Below are 21,313 nucleotides of genomic sequence, written 5' to 3' on the forward strand. Positions count from 1 at the left end.
TGCGAACGTGCTTTGCACTATAAACGATGCAAAGAACCACGAAGCCATCCATTTATTACATAACGGCAATCAAAAAATAGCCATTTGATCATTTGTTGCACCGCAAAAGCCTTAGCAACTCGAAAGCTTTCCAAGCTTTAATTTTTCGTGCCGTCGAACTGTGGTAGATTGCGCTGGATGAGCGTTCATGAATTCGCGTTATAGGGACAGAATAACCGAACGTTAGCGGTAACGGCGATGTGATGGATTGTGGCGCAACTCGTCTTTGTTGTGCGACGCAATAAATACACTTCGGCGGCACCGCGCTTTTTTCAACTCGCTTCGACCGGTTCTTTAATATGAAAAAAATCTGGCTTCCCCTCGGCCTCCTTTTCATTGCTGCCCTTGCAGCCTGGGGCTATCGCGACCGCATTCCTTTCCTTTCCTCATTTGTTGAGCCGGCCTCTGCAGAAACCAAAGATGCGAGCAAGGCGGCACCGGCAGGCGGCAAAAAGCAAGCCAGCCTGACCTCCACCGTCAAGACGGCTGCCGTCACCAAGCGGCTCCTGCCGAATGACATCACGGCGACTGGCTCGGCCGTTGCACAGAATGCAACGACTATTGCCGCGCAGGAATCCGGTATCGTTACGTCGATCGAAGCCACGGACGGAGCGATGGTCAAGGCTGGCGATCTGATCGCAAAGCTCGACGCGCGGACCGCACAGGCCGCCGTCGACAAGGATCAAGCCACTATAGCCAAGGATCAGGCGACGCTCGTGGCGGCAGAATCAGCCCTCACGCGAGCGAAGAGCCTGCTCGCCAATGCCGGGACGCAGCAGACGGTCGATCAGGCCGTCGCAGCACGCGATACGGCCGCGGCAGACGTCAACGCCGACAAGGCGCAGCTCGCATCCGACCAGGTTCTGCTTGAGAACACCCAAATCCGGGCGCCTTATGACGGTCGCCTTGGCAATATCGTTCCGAGCCCCGGCGCCTATCTCACCCCCGGCTCTGCCGTCGTGACCATTACCCAATACAATCCGATCTACGTCCAATTCCACATGCAGCAAAATCAGTTGCGGGAATTGGAGGAAGCCTTGAAGGCCGGCGTCGTGCCGGTCAGCACCGTTCCACAGTCGAGCAAGGGCAAGGCCCGCCAGGGTGCAGTCAGCTTCTTCGACAACACGGTAGATCCCACCTCCGGCACCATCATCGTCAAGGCGAAGTTCGAAAATGCCAATGGCGCAATCTGGCCGGCCGGGCGGTCAACGTCGTGGTTCACCTGAACGACAGCGAGCCGGTGATCGTCGCTCCGACCGTGGCGATCAGCCCCGGCCCGGACGGCTTCTTTGCCTATGTCGTCAAGGACAACAAAGTTCATATGACGCCGGTCACCGTAGAGCGCGAGAATGGCGGCTTCACAGCGGTAGCCAAGGGTCTTTCGGAGGGTGATCACGTCGTCGTCGAAGGCCAGGTACAGCTGATCGACGGCCAGAATGTCGTCGAGCAATTCTCCGACGAAAAGTCTGAGAACGTGGCGGCTGCGGATGGTCAGACGAACCAGAAAAGCGAAACGATTTCAGTTGGAGCGCAGCAATGATACCCAGGTTCTGTATCGAGCGGCCTGTTGCGACCACGCTTCTGGCTTTGGGTGTCGTTCTGGCCGGCCTGGCGGGCTATCAGCTCGTGCCGGTCGCCGCCGTACCCCAGGTCGATTTTCCGACCATCAACGTTTCGGCACAGTTGACCGGCGCCTCGCCGCAGACGATGGCAACCTCGGTTTCCACACCGCTGATCAAGCAGTTCGAAACCATCCCCGGCATCAGCGAAATCTCTTCGACGAGCTCGCTCGGCAATACGAGCATCGTCCTTCAGTTCGATCTTAGCCGCAGTATCGATGCCGCCGCCGGTGATGTGCAGGCCGCGATCTCGAATGCAAATCGCCAGCTGCCTAACAACCTGACGACGCCACCCGGCTACAAAAAGACGAACCCGGCCGACGCTCCGATCATGCTGCTTGCCGTGCAGAGCGATACGATGCCGCGCAGCAAGCTCGACGAAATCGCCGAAGACATCATCTCTCCTTCGCTATCGACCATCTCAGGCGTGGCGGAAGTCACGGTGTACGGCGCGCAAACCTACGCCGTGCGGGTCGAAGTCGATCCGGACAAGCTGCAGGCCCTCGGTATCGGCATCGACACCGTCAACAGCGCAATCGTCAATGCCAACAGTCAGGTTCCGGTCGGCACTCTGCAAAACAACAAGCAGAGCATGACGCTCAACGCCAATACGCAGAATACCAATGCCGCACAATTCAAGTCTCTGGTCATCGCCAATCCGAACGCGCGCCGATCCACCTGAGTGATGTCGCCAACGTCCAGGACAGCGTGCAAAATACCAATGCGGGCTCTTGGTACGATGGCAAGCAGGCGATCATTCTGGCGATCCAGCGTCAGCCGGACGCCAATACCGTCGAAGTCGTCGATGCGATCAACAAGAAGCTGCCGCAACTGCATGCGGAAATTCCGGCATCGGTGACGACGAGCGTCATGAACGACTCGGCCCAGCCGATCCGTGATGCCATCTCCGACGTGAAGTTCACGCTGCTGCTGACCATCGGCCTGGTCGTTCTCGTCATCTATCTGTTTACCGGCCACGTAACGGCAACGATCATCCCCGGCCTTGCCGTGCCGCTGTCGCTTATTTCGACCTTCGGCATGATGTATGTGCTGGGCTACAGTGTCGACAACATATCACTGCTAGGACTGACACTCGCGGTCGGGCTTGTGGTGGACGATGCGATCGTCATGCTGGAAAACATATTGCGGCATGTCGAGGAAGGCATGCCGGTGCTGCAGGCGGCGATCAAGGGATCGGCCGAAGTCAGCTATACCATCATCTCCATGTCCATCTCGCTGATCGCGGTGTTTATCCCGATCCTGCTGATGGGCGGCGTTGTCGGTCGTATCTTCAACGAATTCGGCATGGTCGTCGCCATTGCCATCGTCGCGTCCGCTATCGTTTCCCTTACTGTGACGCCGATGCTCAGCTCGCGCCTGTCGGCCGGCCATGGGCAGCCGCCCTATCCGGTGCGCGTGTTCAACCGCGGGTTTGACGCAGTCCAGCGCGGATACGACACGGGTGTTGCCTGGTGCCTGCGCAATCGCGGCATCGTTCTGCTCAGCTTCCTCGGCTCGGTGGGGCTTTCGCTCTATTTGTTCATGGTGCTGCCGGCGAGTTTCTTCCCGACTGAGGACATCGGCCGCCTGCAGATTTCCACGCAGGCGCGTCAGGATATATCCTATCCGGCCATGCGAGACCTGCAGAACCAGGCGGCCGCGCTTGTCAAACAGAACCCGGCCGTCGGCCACGTCATGTCGATCGTTGGCGGCAGCACCCGGCAGCCGCTGAACAACGGCACAATGTTCGTTCAGTTGAAGCCCAAGGATCAACGTGAGCCGCTGGACAAGACGCTGCGTGAACTCCGCGCCAGCATCGCGTCGGTCCCCGGCTTGCGGGCGTACATCACGCCGCAGCAGAGCCTGCGCTTCGGCGGCCGCCAGACTGCCAGCCAGTATCAGTTGGTCATACAGGCGCTGAGTGCCGACCAGACCAATCTTTGGGCAAACAAGATGCTGGAGCAGATGCGCCGCGATCCGCGCTTCACGGATGTTGCATCGGACGAGCAGAACAACGCCCTGCAAGCCAACATCGTCATCGACACCGAAAAAGCGGCGCTCTACGGCATCAACAACAGCCAGCTACGCACGACGCTGGAGGAAGCTTTCGGCGGCTTTAACGCCGCGCAGATTCAAACCACCGGCGACAGCTATGACGTCATGGTCGAATTCGACACCAGCACGCCATGGGATGACCGGCGGCTGGAGGATATCCACATCTCTTCGGCAAGCGGTGCGCTAGTTCCCTTGTCGGACTTCGCTCATGTCCAACGCACCACCGGGCCTGTCACCATCAACCAGACGGGGCAGCTCGTTTCGACCACCGTTTCCTTCAATCTGCCGGCTGGCGAAGCGCTTGGCGACGCCACGGCCCGGATCGATCAGATCAAGAAGGACATCAACATGCCGGCGGACATCTTCACGTCCTACGGCGGCACCGCCCAGATCTTCCAGCAATCGCAGGGCAGCACGCCGTATCTGATCCTGGCTGCCGTGTTGACGATCTACGTGGTGCTTGGCGTTCTCTATGAAAGCTTCATCCATCCGCTGACCATTCTGTCCGGTCTGCCGGCCGCGGCCCTCGGCGCACTGCTTGCGCTCAAGGTCTTCGGCTTCGACCTGTCGATCATCGCCCTCATCGGCTTGCTGATGCTGATCGGTATCGTCAAGAAGAACGCGATCATGATGATCGACGTGGCACTGGAGACGCTTCGATCCGGTAGCGGCGTCTCACCGGCGGAAGCGATCCACGAAGCCTGCGTTCGCCGTTTCCGGCCGATCATGATGACGACCTTCTGCGCCCTGCTTGGTGCACTGCCGATCGCGGTCGGTGGTGGAGCCAGCTCGGAACTGCGCCAGCCGCTCGGCATCGCGGTTGTCGGTGGTCTGGTCGTCTCGCAGCTTCTGACGCTGTTCATCACGCCGGTTATCTTCCTCGAGATGAACCGTCTGAACGACTTCCTGGGCCGCCTTGGCAAGCGCAAGGACAAGGACCCGCATCACAAAGAGCCGCCGACGGCGATTGCCGCCGAGTGACAGGAACGGGCGCCGAGAGGCGCCCGTTTCGTTTGACACGATCAGAATTGCAGACGGGCCGAATAAAACCATCGCCAAGTCTTGCACTTGCTGTCCAGCCATGGCATGAGGCGCGCTCTTTGCGACAAGGGCGCGTCTTGCGCCTCACAGGGGTTTTGCCCCAATCCAGAAAATTTCGACGGAAAGGAGTGCGGGCATGGCTCGGGCGCTTGGTTTCGACTTTGGCACGACGAACACGGTTCTGGCGATGGCCGATGGACCCGACACGCGATCGGTCGCCTTCAACAGTGCAGCAGGCACGACCGATAGCATGCGCACAGCGCTCTCCTTCATGAAGGATCCGGGGCTGGGTGCCGCGGCGCTGAAGGTCGAGGCCGGACATGCGGCCATCCGGCAGTTCATTGACAATCCCGGCGACTGTCGCTTTCTGCAGTCGATCAAAACCTTTGCGGCCAGCGCGCTTTTCCAGGGCACGCTGATTTACGCCAAGCGCCATCGTTTCGAAGATCTGATGGAGATCTTCGTTCGGCGTCTGCGCGCCTATGCCGAAGACGGCTGGCCAACCGACGTCTCGCGCATCGTAGCCGGTCGGCCGGTGCATTTTGCCGGCGCCAATCCAGACCCGGCGCTCGCCACCGAGCGCTACAACGAGGCCCTCTCCCGTTTCGGCTTTCCCGAAATCCACTATGTCTACGAGCCGGTGGCTGCAGCTTTCTACTTTGCCCAGCATCTGAAAAAGGATGCGACGGTACTGGTTGCCGACTTCGGTGGCGGCACGACCGACTATTCGCTCATCCGCTTCGAGACCCATGCCGGCAAGCTCACCGCCAACCCGATCGGCCATTCCGGTGTCGGTATCGCCGGCGATCATTTCGACTTCCGGATGATCGACAACATCGTCTCGCCGGCAATCGGCAAGGGCAGCTACTTCCGGAGCTTCGACAAGCTTCTGGAGATGCCGAGCTCCTATTACGCCAACTTCGGCCGCTGGAACCAGCTTTCGATCTTCAAGACCTCGCGTGAATATGCCGACCTGAAGACGCTGGTGCGCAGCAGCCTCGAGCCCGAAAAGCTGGAGACCTTCATCGAGCTCGTCGAGCATGATGAAGGCTATCCGCTCTACCAGGCCGTATCGGCAACGAAGATGGCGCTTTCTTCTCAGGAAGAAGCCGAATTCAACTTCCCGCCGCTCGGCAAGGCCGGTCGCAGACAGGTTCGCCGTGCCGATTTCGAAAGCTGGATCGCAGAAGATCTCGCCCGGATCGAAGGGGCGCTGGATGACGTGCTGACAACCACCAACACACCGCCCGAAGCGATCGACAAGGTGTTCCTGACCGGCGGTACGTCCTTTGTGCCGGCGGTCAGGCGCATCTTCACCGAACGCTTCGGCCAGGAACGCATCGAGACGGGTGGCGAACTACTGTCGATCGCGCACGGTCTCGCCCTGATCGGCGAACGTGAAGATATCGCCCAGTGGACGGCGTGAGATAGCAAGCGCCCCTGCCCTTTCGCTCGCGCGCCGCTTTGGCTAGAGTTGCCCCATGATTTCCGCCAGCGACCTCACACCGGCCGAACTTGCCGCCCTTCTGCATTTTCATGCGGATGCCGGTGTCGATTGGCTGCTGGAAGAACAGCCGGTCGATCGGTTCGCCGAATTCGAGGCCATGCGTGCCGCACGACAAGGCGCAAGAGCGCCACAACCGCGAGCCGAAGCGCAGCCGCCTGCCGCAAAGGCACAGCCGGACCGACGTCAGGCAGCCAAGCCTGCGGTCGCCTCGCCTCCGCCAGCGCCACGCAATACACCCGCCATCCCCGACGAGCAGGCTGTCGAACAGGCCCGATTCGCGGCTGAAAGTGCGCGGTCACTCGGCGAGCTGAAGACTGCGCTCGAAGCCTTCAGCAGCTGCAATCTCAAGAACAGCGCCCGTTCGACGATCTTTGCAAGCGGCACGGCGGAAGGCCGGGTCATGGTGATCGGCCCCATGCCAAGTGCCGATGACGATCGGGAGGGAGCGCCATTTGCCGGTCGTGCTGGACTGTTGCTCGACAAGATGCTGGCCGCGATCGGCCTGCAGCGAGACAATATCCTGTTGACCAACGTCATTCCGTGGCGTCCGCCTGGCAACCGTGCACCCTCTGCGCCGGAAATCGAGATATGCCGCCCGTTCATAGAGCGACAGATCGCGCTTGCCGAACCGAAAGCCTTGCTGTTGCTTGGAAATTTCACCGCGCGTCACTTTTTCGGAAGCGCCGAAACCATTCACGGTCTGCGCGGACAATGGCGCGATATCGACATTCTCGGTCGAACGATACCGGCGATTGCCAGCCTTCATCCCCAGGAATTGCTTACCGCGCCCATCAACAAGCGGCTGGCATGGAATGATCTGCTGGCCTTCAAGAATCATATCGACGCCGAAATATTAGGCTGATTTTCGCTTACATTAATGAAAAATGACATCAGCCATGCGTGAAGCGCATGTCAGTTCTTCGGTGTTGTGCATTGCAAACTAAATGTTGCGTTGCAATATATAGCAGTGTCTTGGGAGGAATCTCTAAAGGAACCAAGGCAATGACTGCACGTTTTCGCCCTATTCACTGCGGGTTTGATACCCTGCGCCGCGCTATCGATCCCGTGCGCGCCATAAACGGACATCGCAACCTCGGCATCGCTGCCAATGAGCAGATGACTGCGCGAGGAACAGGCGTTTCGGCCCGCATCGGCCGTCCAGCCGCCATTTTCGCCGATTTCCGCGCCTGCTGATTAACAGGCGCGAAAGTCGCGTCTGCACGGCACACCACTTTGTTTTCCAGGAATTGCATCATGTCTTCGGGTTTGCGTTCGCTTATCACTCTTTTCGATTCGGTCGGCCATATCGGCTCCGCAGTGCGGGCAGCCGAGGAATTCGAGCGAGCGCGCGGCCTTCGCAAGGACGATTGCCGAGACGTAAGCCCCGCACGGGTAGCAGCGACCGGTATCCCCCTCTAGGAAATCCATTGGACGGGATCAGCAAGCCCACGATCATGTCCTGCTCTGAAAGCAAGGCCTGAACAGCGCCAGGACGACGCTGATATCTCCATCGCATCATTGCTTCGGATCGTTGCCCGCCGTGACGGACAGAGCCCAGGCAAAAGCTTCGTCGACCGCCGCCAGCTTTACCGCCTGCCATCCGCAATATTGATCCAGGAAATTGCGCGATATCCACATTCGCGTCTTCTTGGCCTCGTCGTGCCAGCCAATGTCGCCACGATCGGCCGATTTGCGCAAAAGACGCTGCAAATGGGTGCGCGATATCATGAAATGTGCCGCAAGGGCGCGCGCATCGACGCGCCCGATATCGATTCGATCCGCGTTTTCGTTCGTCAAATCCATTTGCGATATGATGTAGTCGACGACCAGACCGCCTGCCTCCGTCCAGAGAAACAGGCCTATGCATTCCGGCGGTTCGCGCCAGACTTCCGTCTCCAGACAATGACGCGCCATGCGCGGCTGCGCCAAATCCAGCAACGCCGGAGACGAGGCAAGCGCTGCGGCCCGGCCACCATCATCCAGCAGATCGAGCGCCGCCAAATTGGATAGATACCACCCGAACATCGCCGTGTGACTAATTTCGGCCGGCACATAACGCCGCGGACGCCTGGTGTGGCCGGGAGCGAGCATGATGAAACGATAGTTGAGCAATTCGTCGACGAAGCTCAACACGGTATTGCGGCTGGCAACGCGATGATGCGTAATGAGATCACGAAGACCGACGACGGTCAGTCCGGAGCCAGGCAGGGCCGGGTTGTATTCAAGATGAAGCGCATAGGCCGTCTGGGTAAGGAGCCAGCGCTGATGCGAAGCCAGTACACGCGCGATCCTCGGGCCATGGTCATAGCGATTTCGCAACGCCTCCGCAAGAAAGCGGAGCGCCACGAGGAACTTGGGATGGCGAGCAAGCTGCTCGATGGAAAAGCTCAATCGGGCCTCCTTGGGGTGCCCATTTCAATTATCAACAAAGGGAGGATGTTTCATTTTTGTGAACGAATTCACTGGAATCGATCATAATTCCAACATCTAATAGCATGCTATAGTTATGCAGAGGGCCTTTTATCGCAAGAGGTTAAACAAATAATTTACTCTAAGTAACTGCCCTCTAACCGAATATGATGTTTCCAGAAGACAGCACAGCAACGATAGGCCGTCAATTCCCACGGCAACAACCGCGTTAGCACCCGTAAAAACAGATGGGAAATGCAAACGAGCCGACTGGATATACATCCGAAAGTGGTGCCTGCCCTGATAAGAAAACTGGCTCACCAAGCGAATACTTACTGTGCCACGGCAAAACATTATGGAGTGATGATATGACTTTAACTTTGGTTCAGATTTCGATGTAATGATGCGCCGACCTTCAACCCGAGGCAGCGCTTCGGATTGCACCCGAACAGCATAAGCCTTGATCAGGATTGACCATGCGAACAGACACCGGCCAGATCATTTCTCTGGCAGACTATCGCCCCACCGACTTCGTTCTGGAACGCGTGGACCTTACCTTCGATCTGCATCCGACCGAGACCAAGGTGGAGGCACGGCTGATCTTTCACCGCCGTGAGGGCACAGATCCAAAAGCGCCGCTGGTGCTCGATGGGGATGAACTCGTCCTTTCCGGCTTGCTCATCGATCAGGACGAAGTCCCGACCGACCGATACGAAGCCTCGCCCGACAGCCTGACCATTCGCGGTCTGCCGGAAAGCAATCCCTTCGAACTGACGATCACCACGGTGATCAATCCGGAGGCCAACACGCAGCTGATGGGCCTCTACCGCACCGGTGGGGTCTATTGCACGCAGTGCGAGGCCGAGGGCTTCCGCCGCATCACCTATTTCCCCGATCGGCCGGATGTTCTCGCGCCCTATACCGTCAACATCATCGCCGATAAGGCGGCAAACCCGCTGCTGCTGTCGAACGGCAATTTCCTCGGCGGCGCCGGCTATGGCGAAGGCAAGCATTTCGCCGCCTGGTTCGATCCGCATCCGAAGCCGAGCTACCTCTTCGCGCTCGTCGCCGGTGATCTCGGTGTCGTCGAGGATACGTTCACGACCATGTCCGGCCGCGAAGTGGCCTTGAAGATCTATGTCGAGCACGGCAAGGAGCCACGCGCGACCTATGCCATGGACGCCTTGAAGCGTTCGATGACCTGGGACGAAGAGCGGTTCGGCCGCGAATACGATCTCGACATCTTCATGATCGTTGCCGTGTCGGACTTCAACATGGGGGCGATGGAGAACAAGGGCCTCAACGTCTTCAACGACAAATATGTCCTGGCCGATCCCGACACAGCCACCGATGCCGACTACGCCAATATCGAGCGGATCATCGCGCATGAATATTTCCACAACTGGACAGGCAACCGCATCACCTGCCGCGATTGGTTCCAGCTCTGCCTCAAGGAAGGCCTGACGGTCTATCGCGACCACGAATTTTCCGCCGACCAGCGCTCGCGCCCGGTCACGCGCATCGCCGAGGTTCGTCATCTGAAGTCGGAGCAGTTTCCGGAAGATAGCGGCCCCCTCGCCCATCCAGTACGCCCGACGACCTATCGCGAGATCAACAATTTCTATACGACGACGGTCTACGAGAAGGGCAGCGAAGTCACCAGCATGATCGCCACCCTGCTCGGCCGCGATCTGTTCAAGAAGGGCATGGATCTCTATTTCGATCGCCACGACGGACAGGCTGTCACCATCGAAGATTTCGTCAGATGTTTCGAGGATGTCAGCCACCGCGATCTCACGCAGTTTTCGCTGTGGTATCACCAGGCCGGCACACCTCTCGTCACCGCCTCGGGTGATTATGATGCCGCCGCCAAGACCTTCACGCTGGCGCTGGAACAAATGCAGCCGGCGACGCCGGGCCAGACTGCCAAGAAGCCGCTGCATATTCCGCTGCGCCTGGCGCTGATTGCCGAAAGCGGCGCTGCGATCGTCCCGACCTCCGTAACCGGCGCCGAACTGACCGGTGACGTGCTGCATTTCACGGAAAAAGCGCAGACGGTGGTCTTCCACGGCATCCCGTCGCGGCCGGTCCTGTCGCTCAACCGCAGCTTCTCGACGCCGATCAATCTGCAATTCAATCAAAGCGCTCGGGATCTGGCACTAATCGCTCGCTACGAGACCGACCATTTCGCTCGCTGGCAGGCTCTGATCGACCTTGGGCTGCCCAATCTGCTGCAGGCGGCTCGCGACACGCGCCAGGGTAATGCCGTCGCCTGCGATTCAGCCTTCATCGATGCGCTGCTAGCAGCAGCGAATGACGACAGCCTTGAGCCGGCCTTCCGGGCTCAGGCGCTGGCCTTGCCGAGCGAAGCCGACATTGGTCGCGAGCTTGGCGGCGATAACGATCCGGATGCCATCCATACCGCCCGTCAAGCGATCCTCAAGCAGGTTGCCGAGACCGGCAAGGATATCTTTGCGGCGCTCTATGAGAGCATGCAGACATCGGGGCCATTCAGCCCGGATGCCGCGAGCGCCGGCCGCAGAGCGCTGCGCAATACCGCCCTCACCTATCTGTCGCTGCTGGACGATACGCCTGCTCGCGCAAAGGCGGCTTACGATTCGGCAAACAACATGACCGATCTCAGCACCGCGCTGACCATTCTCGCGCATCGCTTTCCCGAGACGGCGGAGACGGCGGCGGCGCTGGAGCATTTCCGCAACCGCTTCTCCGAAAATCCCTTGGTCATCGACAAGTGGTTCGCCATCCAGGCCGGCATCCCCGGCCCGGGTGCACTTGGCCGCATCCGTCAACTCATGGACATGCCGCTGTTCAAGCGCACCAATCCGAACCGCATGCGCGCCGTGCTCGGTACCTTCGTCTTCGCCAACCCCACAGGCTTCGGCCGCGCGGATGGTGCCGGCTACAGTCTTCTTGCCGATGAAATCCTTGATATCGACCAGCGTAATCCGCAGCTTGCCGCACGCATTCTGACCTCCATGCGCTCCTGGCGCCTGCTGGAACCGGTGCGCGCCGACCATGCCCGCTCCGCCCTGCTGCGAATCGAGCGTGCCGGCAACCTTTCGACTGACGTACGCGACATTGTGGAGCGCATCCTGAAAGAGTGATTTCGATCCGTCTGACCGTCGCCAAGGACGACTGATTTGCATCGTCTTTTTCAGCCTCAGCGAGTCCCGCATGCGCGCGGCTTACCGTTACGTGTGCAAAAAATGCTGAAATCCCATATGGTTAAGAAAGTTTTACCTCGCCCTCTGGACAAGGCGAATCACGAGTGATTCATTAAGGCAGATTCGGGCGAGCGGCGCAGCGAATCACACGAGGGACAAGGCTAAAGCGATGGTGGACGTGCGGCGGGCAACCGCGGCCGATGGACGGCTGCGTGTTAATTTCGACGGTCTAAAGTCCTGGCACAGCGGCGTTACCGATCGAGCCGGCGCGCGAGTGGAGACGATTTCACGTCGTTTTCCGCAGACGGAACATATCCTCAAGCGCATCATTCCAGTTCTCATCGTGTCCTTCCTGATGGTCGTCGCTGCCTCGCATTTCTTCGGCATGGTGACGGAGCATAGCCGCATGGCTGCCTCGGCGCGGCGCATGACCTCACTCTCCATTGCCGCCGCGTCGGCTGCCTTCTCCAACGATGCCAGCCTCTTCCAGGCGGGCGACCGCGGCAATGCAGAGCGGAAGCTCGCCACCTATCTGCCACAGGATCGGCTTGATGCCGGCGCGTTCGTTCTGCTCGTGCAATCAAGCGGGCGTGTTTTCGGCTCGTCGGCCGCAGGTTCCGCCTATATCGGCACATTGATCTCCAATTTCTTTCCAGAAGTCTCCGCCATCCGGAGCTTTGGCGATCATGCCGGCGTCATCGAGACGATGATCGACGGCGAGCCCTATTATGCGGCAATTTCGCTCGTGGGCGACAAGGGCGACTTCGTTCTATCGGCGGCTTCGATGGAGCAGATCGAGAAGCTCTGGCGCGATGAGCTGACACTCAACGTCACGCTCTTTGCCGGCATTTCCTCGATCCTGCTCGTCATTCTCTACGCATATTACACGCAGGTGAGACGAGCCCGCGATGCAGACGAGATCTTCCTCGAATCCAACCTGCGCGTCGAGACGGCGCTTTCGCGAGGCCGTTGCGGCCTCTGGGATTTCGATTTCGCCACGCGCAAATTCTTCTGGTCCCGGTCGATGTACGACATGCTCGGGCTACCGGCCGTCGACAAACCATTTGCCTTCACGGATGCGGCTCGGTTGATGCACCCGGATGACAGCAGCCTGCAAGTGTTGGCCCGCTCCGTCACGCGCGGCAGCGCCGGCCAGGTGGATCAGATCCTGCGTATCCGGCACGCCAAAGGCCATTATGTGTGGATGCGGGCGCGCGCTCAGGTGATCCGTACCAATTCCGGCCATGTGCACATGATCGGCATTGCCATGGACGTGACGGAGCAGCACCGGCTGGCGCAACGCTACGCCGAGGCCGATCAACGGCTTGCGGACGCGATCGAATGCACCTCGGAAGCCTTCGTTCTGTGGGACAAGAACGACCGTCTTGTCATGTGCAACGCGCACTTCCAGCAGGCTTATGGCCTGCCCGACAACGTGCTGGTGCCGGGCACCGAACGCGCCGTGGTCAATGCCGCCGCCGTTCGTCCCGTCATCGAGCGTCGCATCGTCGACCCGGGCCGCTCCAATCATTCGCAGACCACGGAAGTCCAGCTTGCCGACGAGCGCTGGCTGCAGATCAACGAACGCCGCACTCGCGACGGCGGTCTCGTTTCCGTCGGCACGGATATTACCCAGCTGAAGCGCAACCAGGAGCGTCTGCGCGATTCCGAGCGCCGGCTGATGGCGACGATCAACGACCTTTCCGCGTCGCGGCAAATCCTGGAGCGGCAGAAGGCCGAGCTTTCGACCGCAAACACCAATTATCTCGCAGAGAAAGAGCGCGCCGAAGCCGCCAACAGGGCGAAATCGGAATTCCTCGCCAACATGTCTCACGAGCTCCGCACGCCGCTCAACGCGATCCTCGGCTTCTCGGAGATCCTGCAGGATCAGATGTTCGGTCCGCTCGGCTCCGCCCGATACAATGAATACGCCAGGGATATCCACGACAGCGGCAAGCATCTCCTCAACGTCATCAACGATATCCTCGATATGTCGAAAATCGAGGCCGGGCACATCAAGCTCTCCCGCGAGCAGATCGATCTCGCGCCCCTGATCGAGGAATGCCTGCGCCTCACCCGCATCCCTGCGGCACACAAGAATATTCTCGTCGAGCAGTGCGTCTCTCCCAACGTCAAGCTCAGCGCCGATCGCCGCGCCATGAAACAGATCCTGCTCAACCTGCTCTCCAACGCCGTGAAATTCACCAATGATGGCGGACGCATCGCGGTTCGCACCCGCAAGGTCGAGGATGCCGTGATGCTGATCATCGCCGATACCGGCATCGGCATTCCGAAATCCGCCTTGAGCAAGATCGGCCAACCCTTCGAGCAGGTGCAGAGCCAATATGCCAAGAGCAAGGGAGGCTCCGGCCTGGGACTTGCGATTTCACGCTCGCTGACGACACTGCATCAAGGCCGCATGCGCATCCGCTCCCGCGAAGGCATCGGCACGGTCATCGCCATCCGCATCCCCAATCAGGGCTGATCAGTTCCCAACCGTCGCCTGGAATATCTTCCGGACCGCCTTTGACAGCCGTTTCAGTTCGGCTTCCAGTGTGCGGATATCTGGGCAGTCGCCGGCGCGACTGACCAGCTCGATCAGCCCTGAAGGCGCATTTCCCGGATCAAACGTCCCATCGATGCAAAGTCGGATCAGCTGGGACAGCTCCGAATAGAGGCGAAGCGCTTCCAGGCAGACATCCAGATCGTTGCGATCCATCAGGCTGCCACCCAGCAATTTCAGCGCCTCAGCCGTGCTGAGCCCATTTGCGTCGACACCGACACCACGCGCCGGCGCAATGAGCCGTAGATATTGCGCGATGAATTCGATGTCGATCAACCCGCCAGGGATCAGCTTCATATCCCAGATGCTTTCCGGCGGCTTTTCCTGTTCGATCAGGCCGCGCATCTCCCGGACGTCCTTAGCGATCTTGGCAACGTCCCTCTTTACCGAAAGAACCTCGCCGATGATGCGCTCGGCATTCAGCACCAGCTCCTCGTCGCCGTAGATCAGGCGAGCCCGCGAAAGCGCCATGTGTTCCCAGGTCCAGGCTTCCTCGCGCTGGTATTTCTCGAACGAGTTGATGCGCGTGGCGACCGGCCCCTTGTTGCCGGATGGGCGCAGGCGCATGTCGACTTCGTAGAGCACGCCCTCGGCCGTCGGCGCCGAGAGAGCCGCGATCAGGCGCTGCGTGATGCGGGTGAAATAGCGGGTCGCATCCAGCGGCTTGGCACCGGAGGATTCTCCTCCCGTATCGTCATAGTCGTAGAGCAGGATGATATCGATGTCGGAGCCTGCCGTGAGCTCGAAGCTTCCGAGCTTGCCCATGCCGACGACGGCAACGCGGCCACCGGGATAGTCTCCATGCGCCGAACGGATTTCCTTCATCACCGCATCCAGCGCCGCCTCGACGATCAGATCGGCAAGATAGGTGAAGGCGCGGGCGGCCATGTTGCCGCCTATAGCACCGGTCAGCAGTCGAATACCGATCAGGAAGCGCTGTTCGGAGGCGAAGATGCGCAGCCGGTCCAGCACCTCCTCGTAATGCCTTGCAGGGGCAAGAAAGCTCTTGATGCGTTCCGCCAGATAATCGCGCGTCGGCAGTTCGGCCATCAGGCCGGGATCGAGCATGCCATCGAAGACATGCGGCTTGGCGGCGATGATCTCGGCAAGCCGCGGCGCCGACGACATGATGTTGACGATGAGCGAGAGCAACGCCGGGTTGGTGCTGAGCAGCGAGAACAGCTGTATGCCCGCCGGCAGACCGGAGATGAAACTGTCGAAACGCAATAGCGCCTTGTCGGCGCGCTTGCTCTCGCCGAAGACCCGCAGCAGCTCCGGCGTCAGTTCGGTCAGCCGCTCGCGCGCCTCGACCGATTGCGTGGCGCGGTATCGCCCGTAATGCCAGGTCCGGATGACATTGGAGATATCGGACGGCCGCTCGAAGCCGAGATGGCGGAGCGTTTCCAACGTATCGGGATCATCGCCCTGGCCGGTGAAGACGAGATTGCCGGTTTCGGTCGACAGCTTCGTTTCCTGCTCGAATAGATGCGCATAGCGCCGCTCGACCGTTTTCAGGGTCGTGACCAGAGCCTCGGAAAAGGCGGAGACGTCGGCAAAACCCATCATGAAGGCAACGCGCTTCAGCTCGGCATCCGTTTCCGGAAGCAGATGCGTCTGCTCGTCGCGCACCATCTGCACGCGATGCTCGACGTCGCGCAGAAACCAGTAGGCAGCCGCCAGTTCGTCGCGGGTTTCCGCGTCGATCCATTTCGCCTTGGTGAGTTCCGCCAAGGTCTCCTCCGTGCCGCGGCAGCGCAGCGACGGCATGCGGCCGCCGGCAATCAGCTGCTGGGTCTGCACGAAGAACTCGATCTCGCGAATGCCGCCGCGGCCGAGCTTGACATTGTGGCCCTTGACCGCGATCGCTCCATGCCCCTTGTGCGCATGGATCTGCCGCTTGATGGAATGAATGTCCGAAATGGCGGCGTAATCCAGATACTTGCGGAAGACGAAGGGTACGAGGTCGCGGATGAAGGCCTGTCCGGCGGCGATATCACCGCCAACCGGCCGCGCCTTGATGAAGGCGGCGCGTTCCCAGTTCTGCCCCCTGCCCTCGTAGTAGTTCATTGCGGCATCGACCGGGATCGCCAGCGGCGTCGAACCGGGATCGGGGCGCAGGCGCAGGTCGGTGCGGAAGACGTAGCCATCTGCCGTGCGCTCCTGCAGGATACGCACCAGCCGGCGCATCAGCCGGGGGAAAATATCGATGGCATCCTCGGGATTGGGAACGATGCCGGCCGTTTCATCAAAGAAAACGACAACGTCGATATCCGACGAATAGTTCAATTCCTCGGCGCCGAGCTTGCCCATGCCAAGCACGATCAGGCCGGATTTGAGGCTCGGGCTCGTGGGATCGGGAAGCGAGATCTTGCCGGCTTCGTGGGAGGACAGCAGCAAGTGGTCGATTGCGGCCAATATCGACGCCTCCGCCAGCGCACTCAGCCAGTGGGTGGTCTTCCTTCCGTCGTAGATGCGGGCGAGGTCGGCAAGCGCAATCAGAAAGGCAGCCCGGCGCTTGGCGACGCGCAAGCGCGTCATCACCTCGCCTTCCGAAGGCGACGGTCCACCATTTTCTGCCGGCAGCCAGGCATGGCGCGCCTGTTGAACCAAGTCTTCGACCTGCGACGATAGTGGCTTCTCGATGGCGGTAACGAGCAGCGAAGGTTCGAGATTGGCGGTTTCGCGCAAATGCGGCGACAGCGCCAGCGCTGCGACGATAAAATCCCGCAAGGGGCTCTCGCCGGCGAGCAGGGCCGCAACGACGGGTTCCGCTCCGGCGATCTGCTTGAGATCGGCGAGTGCGGATTTCATCTCCGTCTGGTTCAGCGGTCGCAGTCGCCCAGCCGGGACATCCCGCAGCAAATCGCCTTGCGTCGTCGTCATGCAGCTCTCCCCAAGGAGCAATCGGATAAGGCAGGATTAACCTATTGTTTCTGCATGGGGAAGATCATCGTTACCGTTAGTCCCTTGGCGGTGGGATTATCGGGATCGGTATCCGAAAGCTCCAGCCGGCCGCCATGCAGCTCCATGACCGCTTCCACCAGCGCAAGGCCAAGACCCGTTCCCGGCTTGGAGCGGCTTTCATCCAGGCGGAAGAAGCGTTTGACGACGTCGGCGCGCTGATGAGCGGGAATGCCGGGGCCGTGATCCGCAACGGCAAGCGTTACCGCATCATGGGTACGCGACAGTTTGAATGTGATCGCCGGCTGGCCCTGGCTGCCGGTTGCGTATTTGAGGGCGTTGTCGATCAGGTTGAAGAGTGCCTGGCCGATCAGTTCGCGATTGCCCTGCACTTCGACATCCGGCTCGATATCGGCCGTCAGCGCCAGACCCACGTCTTCGGCTGCAGGCTCGTAGAGTTCGGCCGTATCGGTGACGATCGAAGAAAGATCGACGGCGGTCATTTCAGCGGCGACCGAGCCTGCTTCGACGCGCGAGATCATCAGGAGCGCGTTGAAGGTGCGGATCAGCTGGTCGGATTCACCGATAATGCCCTCCAGGGCGACGCGGCGACCCTCACTGTCTGCGCTGTCGAGCGCGTCGGCGGCCTTGTTGCGCAACCGCGTCAACGGCGTCTTCAGGTCATGCGCGATGTTGTCGGAGACCTGTCGCAAGCCTTCGTTCAATTTCTCGATGCGTTCCAGCATGGCGTTCAGCGATGCCGACATACGGTCGAACTCGTCGCCGGAGCCGCCGACGGGCAGACGCTGCGAGAGGTCACCCGCCATGATCTTGCGGCTGGCGCCAGTCATTCGGTCGATGCGTCGCAGGGCATTGCGGCCGATGCCAAACCAGATCACCAGCGCACCGAGACCCATGATTGCCAGCGCCAGCATCAGCGCCTGCCGCACCAGCACGCGGAAGCGTTCGGGCTCGCCGAGGTCACGGCCGATCAGGATGCGAAGGCCGTTATCCAGGATGAAAATATTAGCGATCGCCAGATGCCGCAGCTCCGGATCGTTGGATGCGTCGGTATAACGCTCGTAGGTGAAAGGCAGCTCCGTCCAACCGGCCTGACCAAGCACGCCTGGCTGCACCGAAGCCACGTTGCCGGCGAGAATATCGCCGGACGGGCCGGCAATGACATAGAGATTGGCGCCCGGTTGTCGGGCCCGGCGCTCCATCGTGCGCAGAAGCAGGTTCAGGCCGCCAATATCATAAGCGCGCTTGACCTGATTGACTTCCTGCTGAACGGCATCGCGGATCTGCCCGGTCAGCAACCGCTCGGACATGGCCGTCACGTAGAAGACCAGCGTGGCGGCACAAAGCGCAAAAAGAAGGATGTAAAGGGCGGAAAGGCGGACTGCTGTGGACTTGAAGAGGACGCGGAAGCGACTCATCCTTCGTCCTTGATCATGTAGCCGGCACCGCGGATCGTCTTGAGCAGCGGCTGGCTGAAATCTTTCTCGATCTTCGAGCGCAGCCGCGAGACGTGCACATCGATGACGTTGGTCTGGGGATCGAAATGATAATCCCAGACATTTTCGAGCAGCATGGTGCGCGTCACGACCTGGCCGGCATTCTTCATCAGATATTCGAGCAGGCGGAATTCACGCGGCTGCAGCAGGATTTCCTTGCCGGCGCGGCGAACTTCATGTGACAGCCGGTCGAGTTCGAGATCGCCGACACGATAAAGCACATCCTGCTCGGGCGTGCCCTTGCGGCGACCCAACACTTCCACACGCGCCAGCAACTCGCTGAAAGCATAGGGCTTCGGCAGATAATCATCACCACCGGCACGCAGGCCGGTGACGCGATCGTCGACCTGGCCGAGTGCGGAGAGAATCAGAACCGGCGTGTGCACGCCCTTGCGGCGCAGTTCACTGATGACCGACAATCCGTCGCGGCGGGGCAGCATACGGTCGATGATGGCAACATCGTAGGTGTTCTCGGTGCCCATGAAGAGGCCGCTCTCGCCGTCGCTTGCGTGATCGGCAATAATGCCGGCCTCGCGAAACGCCTTTGTGAGGTAAGCCGCCGCCTCAAGATCGTCTTCAATGATCAGAATCTTCATGTGGGCGACATTACCTGCCGAGGGTGCTTCGGTACAACCAGAATCGGCGGAATTCACGGCATGTTGGCCAGCGGTTGTCATGTTTCACCTGCCTTGGAGCCAGTCATCATTGACATCTTTTAAAAGGGGAAGCCGCGCAAGCCGTGGCCTACGCGGCTTCCCAATGCATTATCGCCTAGGCTGAAAGGATCAGCCCGCGTTGATCGGCAGGGCGACGAAGCGGCTGCCGTCATCGGACTGGATCTGGAACAGCGCGCGCGTGCGGCCATCCTTCTTCGCCTGTTCGATGACCTTGGCAATGTCGCCGGCATTCGAGATCTGCTGGTTGTTGACCGAGGTGATCTTCTCACCTTCCTTGATGCCCTTGTCGGCGGCGTCGGAGTCGGGATCAACGGCGGTGATTGCCACACCCTTGCCATCGTCGGACGGACCGACCGTCATGCCGAGATCGGCCAGAGCCTTTTCGGAGGATGGCTGCTGCGGCTGGGCCGGCTGAGCGTCGTCGCCGGAGGCCTGGTTCTGATCTGCCGGCAAGCTTCCCAGTTCGACGCTAAGCGACTGAGACTTGCCATTGCGCCAGAGAGAAACGTCAACCTTGGTACCCGGCTGCATGGCACCGATACGACGGGCCAGATCACGCGGGTCCTTAACCGGCTCGCCATTGACTGCGGTGATCACGTCACCGTTCTTGATACCGGCCTTCTGGCCAGCCGAACCGTCCTGCGGCGCGACGACGAGTGCGCCGCTCGCTTCGGAAAGACCGAGGGATTCGGCAATATCCTTGCTGACGGGCTGGATCTGTATGCCGAGAGCGCCGCGCGAAACGGTGCCGGTCTTGATCAGATCGGTCACGACATCCTTGGCGGTCGTTGCCGGGATTGCGAAGGCGATGCCGACGCTGCCGCCCGACTGAGAGAAGATGGCAGTGTTGATACCGACCACCTGGCCGTTGAGGTTGAAGGTCGGGCCGCCAGAATTTCCCTTGTTTACGGGTGCGTCGATCTGGATGTAGTCGTCATAGGGGCCGGAATGGATATCGCGGCCACGGGCCGAGACGATGCCCGCCGTGACGGTGCCACCGAGGCCAAAGGGGTTGCCGACGGCCACGACCCAATCGCCAACGCGGACCTTGGAGTCATCGGCCCAGCCGACATAGGTAAATTTCTTGCCCTTGGGATCGACCTTCAGAACGGCAAGGTCGGTGCGCGAGTCCTTGCCGACGAGCTTGGCATCAAGTTCGGTGCCGTCATTGAGAACGACGACGAAAGCAGCGCCATCGGAAACGACGTGATTGTTGGTGACGATATAGCCATCTTCAGAGACGAAGAAGCCGGAGCCTTGCGCAACCGGACGCAGGTGACCCTTGCCGTCTTCGGAATTCTTCTGCTGGTTCTGGCCCTTCTGCTGACCGCGACCCTGCTGCTGTTCGAACTGACGGAAAAACTTCTTCAGCGGGTGATCATCGGGAAGATCGTCGAAGCCACGGCCAAGGCCGAAGGAGTCGTCTTCATCCGCAACGGGATTGACGCGGGATTCGACGCGAACCGAGACGACTGCCGGCGATACGGCATCGACTACGTTGGCGAAACTGGGAACCTGCGGCGCCTGCACATTGACGGCATCGGCATAGGAATTGCTGACGACAGCCGGAACACCCGTGGCCAGCGCGGCGACAGCGAGGCCGGCGACGACAGAAGCCTTCATAGCGGTGCTACGGGACAAGGTGTTCTTGATATTCCTGAACATATGCGAGTTACCTTCTCTTCTCTCGTCAGATTTCCACCGGCGGGAACCGGCTGTGATTTGTGATTGTAAACATATAGGGCGCCGGACCTTACAGCGAACTGTCCGCCCCATGAAAAATTCGTAATGTAAGGAAAT

At 60.0% G+C, this 21,313-nt stretch carries 11 protein-coding genes and 2 pseudogenes; 8 read left to right on the forward strand and 5 right to left on the reverse strand.

Annotated features, from left to right (window positions below; genetic code table 11):
- Positions 1-338 precede the first annotated feature (338 nt).
- From BSK43_RS24810 to BSK43_RS35205, 6 genes and pseudogenes are all read left to right on the forward strand, one after another.
- Positions 339-1,579 (forward strand): annotated as a pseudogene (locus tag BSK43_RS24810) (efflux RND transporter periplasmic adaptor subunit).
- Positions 1,576-4,694, forward strand: a pseudogene (locus tag BSK43_RS24815) (efflux RND transporter permease subunit). Before BSK43_RS24810 ends, BSK43_RS24815 begins: the two co-directional pseudogenes overlap by 4 nt.
- Before the next feature lie 196 nt (positions 4,695-4,890).
- The gene (locus tag BSK43_RS24820; protein WP_077472613.1) at positions 4,891-6,180 is read left to right on the forward strand and encodes an Hsp70 family protein; all 1,290 of its coding nucleotides are present in this window, start codon (positions 4,891-4,893) and stop codon (positions 6,178-6,180) included.
- 55 nt (positions 6,181-6,235) lie between these two features.
- Positions 6,236-7,123 (forward strand): uracil-DNA glycosylase, encoded by an 888-nt coding sequence (locus BSK43_RS24825; RefSeq protein WP_077472614.1) that lies wholly within the window; start codon positions 6,236-6,238, stop codon positions 7,121-7,123.
- A gap of 140 nt (positions 7,124-7,263) precedes the next feature.
- Positions 7,264-7,455 carry a hypothetical protein gene (locus BSK43_RS24830; protein WP_077472615.1) on the forward strand — a complete coding sequence of 64 codons (192 nt, stop codon included), beginning with the start codon at positions 7,264-7,266 and terminating at the stop codon, positions 7,453-7,455.
- A gap of 60 nt (positions 7,456-7,515) precedes the next feature.
- A complete protein-coding gene (locus BSK43_RS35205; protein ID WP_169055454.1) occupies positions 7,516-7,680 on the forward strand; it encodes a hypothetical protein in 165 nt (54 codons plus the stop codon).
- A 96-nt stretch (positions 7,681-7,776) separates the two neighbouring features.
- Here BSK43_RS35205 and BSK43_RS24835 read toward each other — a convergent pair whose 3' ends face one another.
- Complete coding sequence (locus tag BSK43_RS24835; RefSeq protein WP_077472616.1) at positions 7,777-8,652, reverse strand: hypothetical protein; 876 nt, start codon at positions 8,650-8,652, stop codon at positions 7,777-7,779.
- A 494-nt stretch (positions 8,653-9,146) separates the two neighbouring features.
- Here BSK43_RS24835 and pepN point away from each other — a divergent pair, with 494 nt between their 5' ends.
- Both pepN and BSK43_RS24845 read left to right on the forward strand, forming a co-directional pair.
- Positions 9,147-11,795, forward strand: a complete 2,649-nt coding sequence (pepN, locus tag BSK43_RS24840) for an aminopeptidase N (RefSeq protein WP_077472617.1) — start codon at positions 9,147-9,149, stop codon at positions 11,793-11,795.
- A gap of 229 nt (positions 11,796-12,024) precedes the next feature.
- A complete protein-coding gene (locus tag BSK43_RS24845; protein WP_077472618.1) occupies positions 12,025-14,340 on the forward strand; it encodes a PAS domain-containing sensor histidine kinase in 2,316 nt (771 codons plus the stop codon).
- Here the strand turns inward: BSK43_RS24845 and BSK43_RS24850 are convergent, their stop codons facing one another.
- The 4 genes from BSK43_RS24850 to BSK43_RS24865 all read right to left on the reverse strand — a co-directional run bounded on the left by BSK43_RS24850 (position 14,341) and on the right by BSK43_RS24865 (position 21,178).
- The gene (locus BSK43_RS24850; protein ID WP_077472619.1) at positions 14,341-17,301 is read right to left on the reverse strand and encodes a bifunctional [glutamine synthetase] adenylyltransferase/[glutamine synthetase]-adenylyl-L-tyrosine phosphorylase; all 2,961 of its coding nucleotides are present in this window, start codon (positions 17,299-17,301) and stop codon (positions 14,341-14,343) included. It abuts the gene before it with no gap.
- A gap of 41 nt (positions 17,302-17,342) precedes the next feature.
- On the reverse strand, positions 17,343-18,758 hold the full coding sequence (locus tag BSK43_RS24855; protein ID WP_077472620.1) for a HAMP domain-containing sensor histidine kinase: 1,416 nt from the start codon (positions 18,756-18,758) through the stop codon (positions 17,343-17,345).
- Positions 18,755-19,432 carry a response regulator transcription factor gene (locus BSK43_RS24860; protein ID WP_198929012.1) on the reverse strand — a complete coding sequence of 226 codons (678 nt, stop codon included), beginning with the start codon at positions 19,430-19,432 and terminating at the stop codon, positions 18,755-18,757. The genes BSK43_RS24855 and BSK43_RS24860 overlap by 4 nt, the downstream gene beginning before the upstream one ends.
- A gap of 189 nt (positions 19,433-19,621) precedes the next feature.
- Entirely contained in the window at positions 19,622-21,178 is a 1,557-nt protein-coding gene (locus BSK43_RS24865; RefSeq protein WP_077472621.1) for a Do family serine endopeptidase, read from the reverse strand.
- Between the last annotated feature and the right edge of the window lie 135 nt (positions 21,179-21,313).

Source organism: Rhizobium sp. P44RR-XXIV (assembly GCF_001999485.2).
GTDB lineage: Bacteria > Pseudomonadota > Alphaproteobacteria > Rhizobiales > Rhizobiaceae > Rhizobium.

What these genes read in the sequence shown, in the direction of transcription:
- BSK43_RS24845 (WP_077472618.1), top strand. Translation starts at nt 12,025, where the DNA reads ATGGTGGACGTGCGGCGGGCAACCGCGGCCGATGGACGGCTGCGTGTT.
- pepN (WP_077472617.1), top strand. Translation starts at nt 9,147, where the DNA reads ATGCGAACAGACACCGGCCAGATCATTTCTCTGGCAGACTATCGCCCC.
- BSK43_RS35205 (WP_169055454.1), top strand. Translation starts at nt 7,516, where the DNA reads ATGTCTTCGGGTTTGCGTTCGCTTATCACTCTTTTCGATTCGGTCGGC.
- BSK43_RS24830 (WP_077472615.1), top strand. Translation starts at nt 7,264, where the DNA reads ATGACTGCACGTTTTCGCCCTATTCACTGCGGGTTTGATACCCTGCGC.
- BSK43_RS24820 (WP_077472613.1), top strand. Translation starts at nt 4,891, where the DNA reads ATGGCTCGGGCGCTTGGTTTCGACTTTGGCACGACGAACACGGTTCTG.
- BSK43_RS24865 (WP_077472621.1), bottom strand. Translation starts at nt 21,178, where the DNA reads ATGTTCAGGAATATCAAGAACACCTTGTCCCGTAGCACCGCTATGAAG.
- BSK43_RS24825 (WP_077472614.1), top strand. Translation starts at nt 6,236, where the DNA reads ATGATTTCCGCCAGCGACCTCACACCGGCCGAACTTGCCGCCCTTCTG.
- BSK43_RS24860 (WP_198929012.1), bottom strand. Translation starts at nt 19,432, where the DNA reads ATGAAGATTCTGATCATTGAAGACGATCTTGAGGCGGCGGCTTACCTC.
- BSK43_RS24855 (WP_077472620.1), bottom strand. Translation starts at nt 18,758, where the DNA reads ATGAGTCGCTTCCGCGTCCTCTTCAAGTCCACAGCAGTCCGCCTTTCC.
- BSK43_RS24850 (WP_077472619.1), bottom strand. Translation starts at nt 17,301, where the DNA reads ATGACGACGACGCAAGGCGATTTGCTGCGGGATGTCCCGGCTGGGCGA.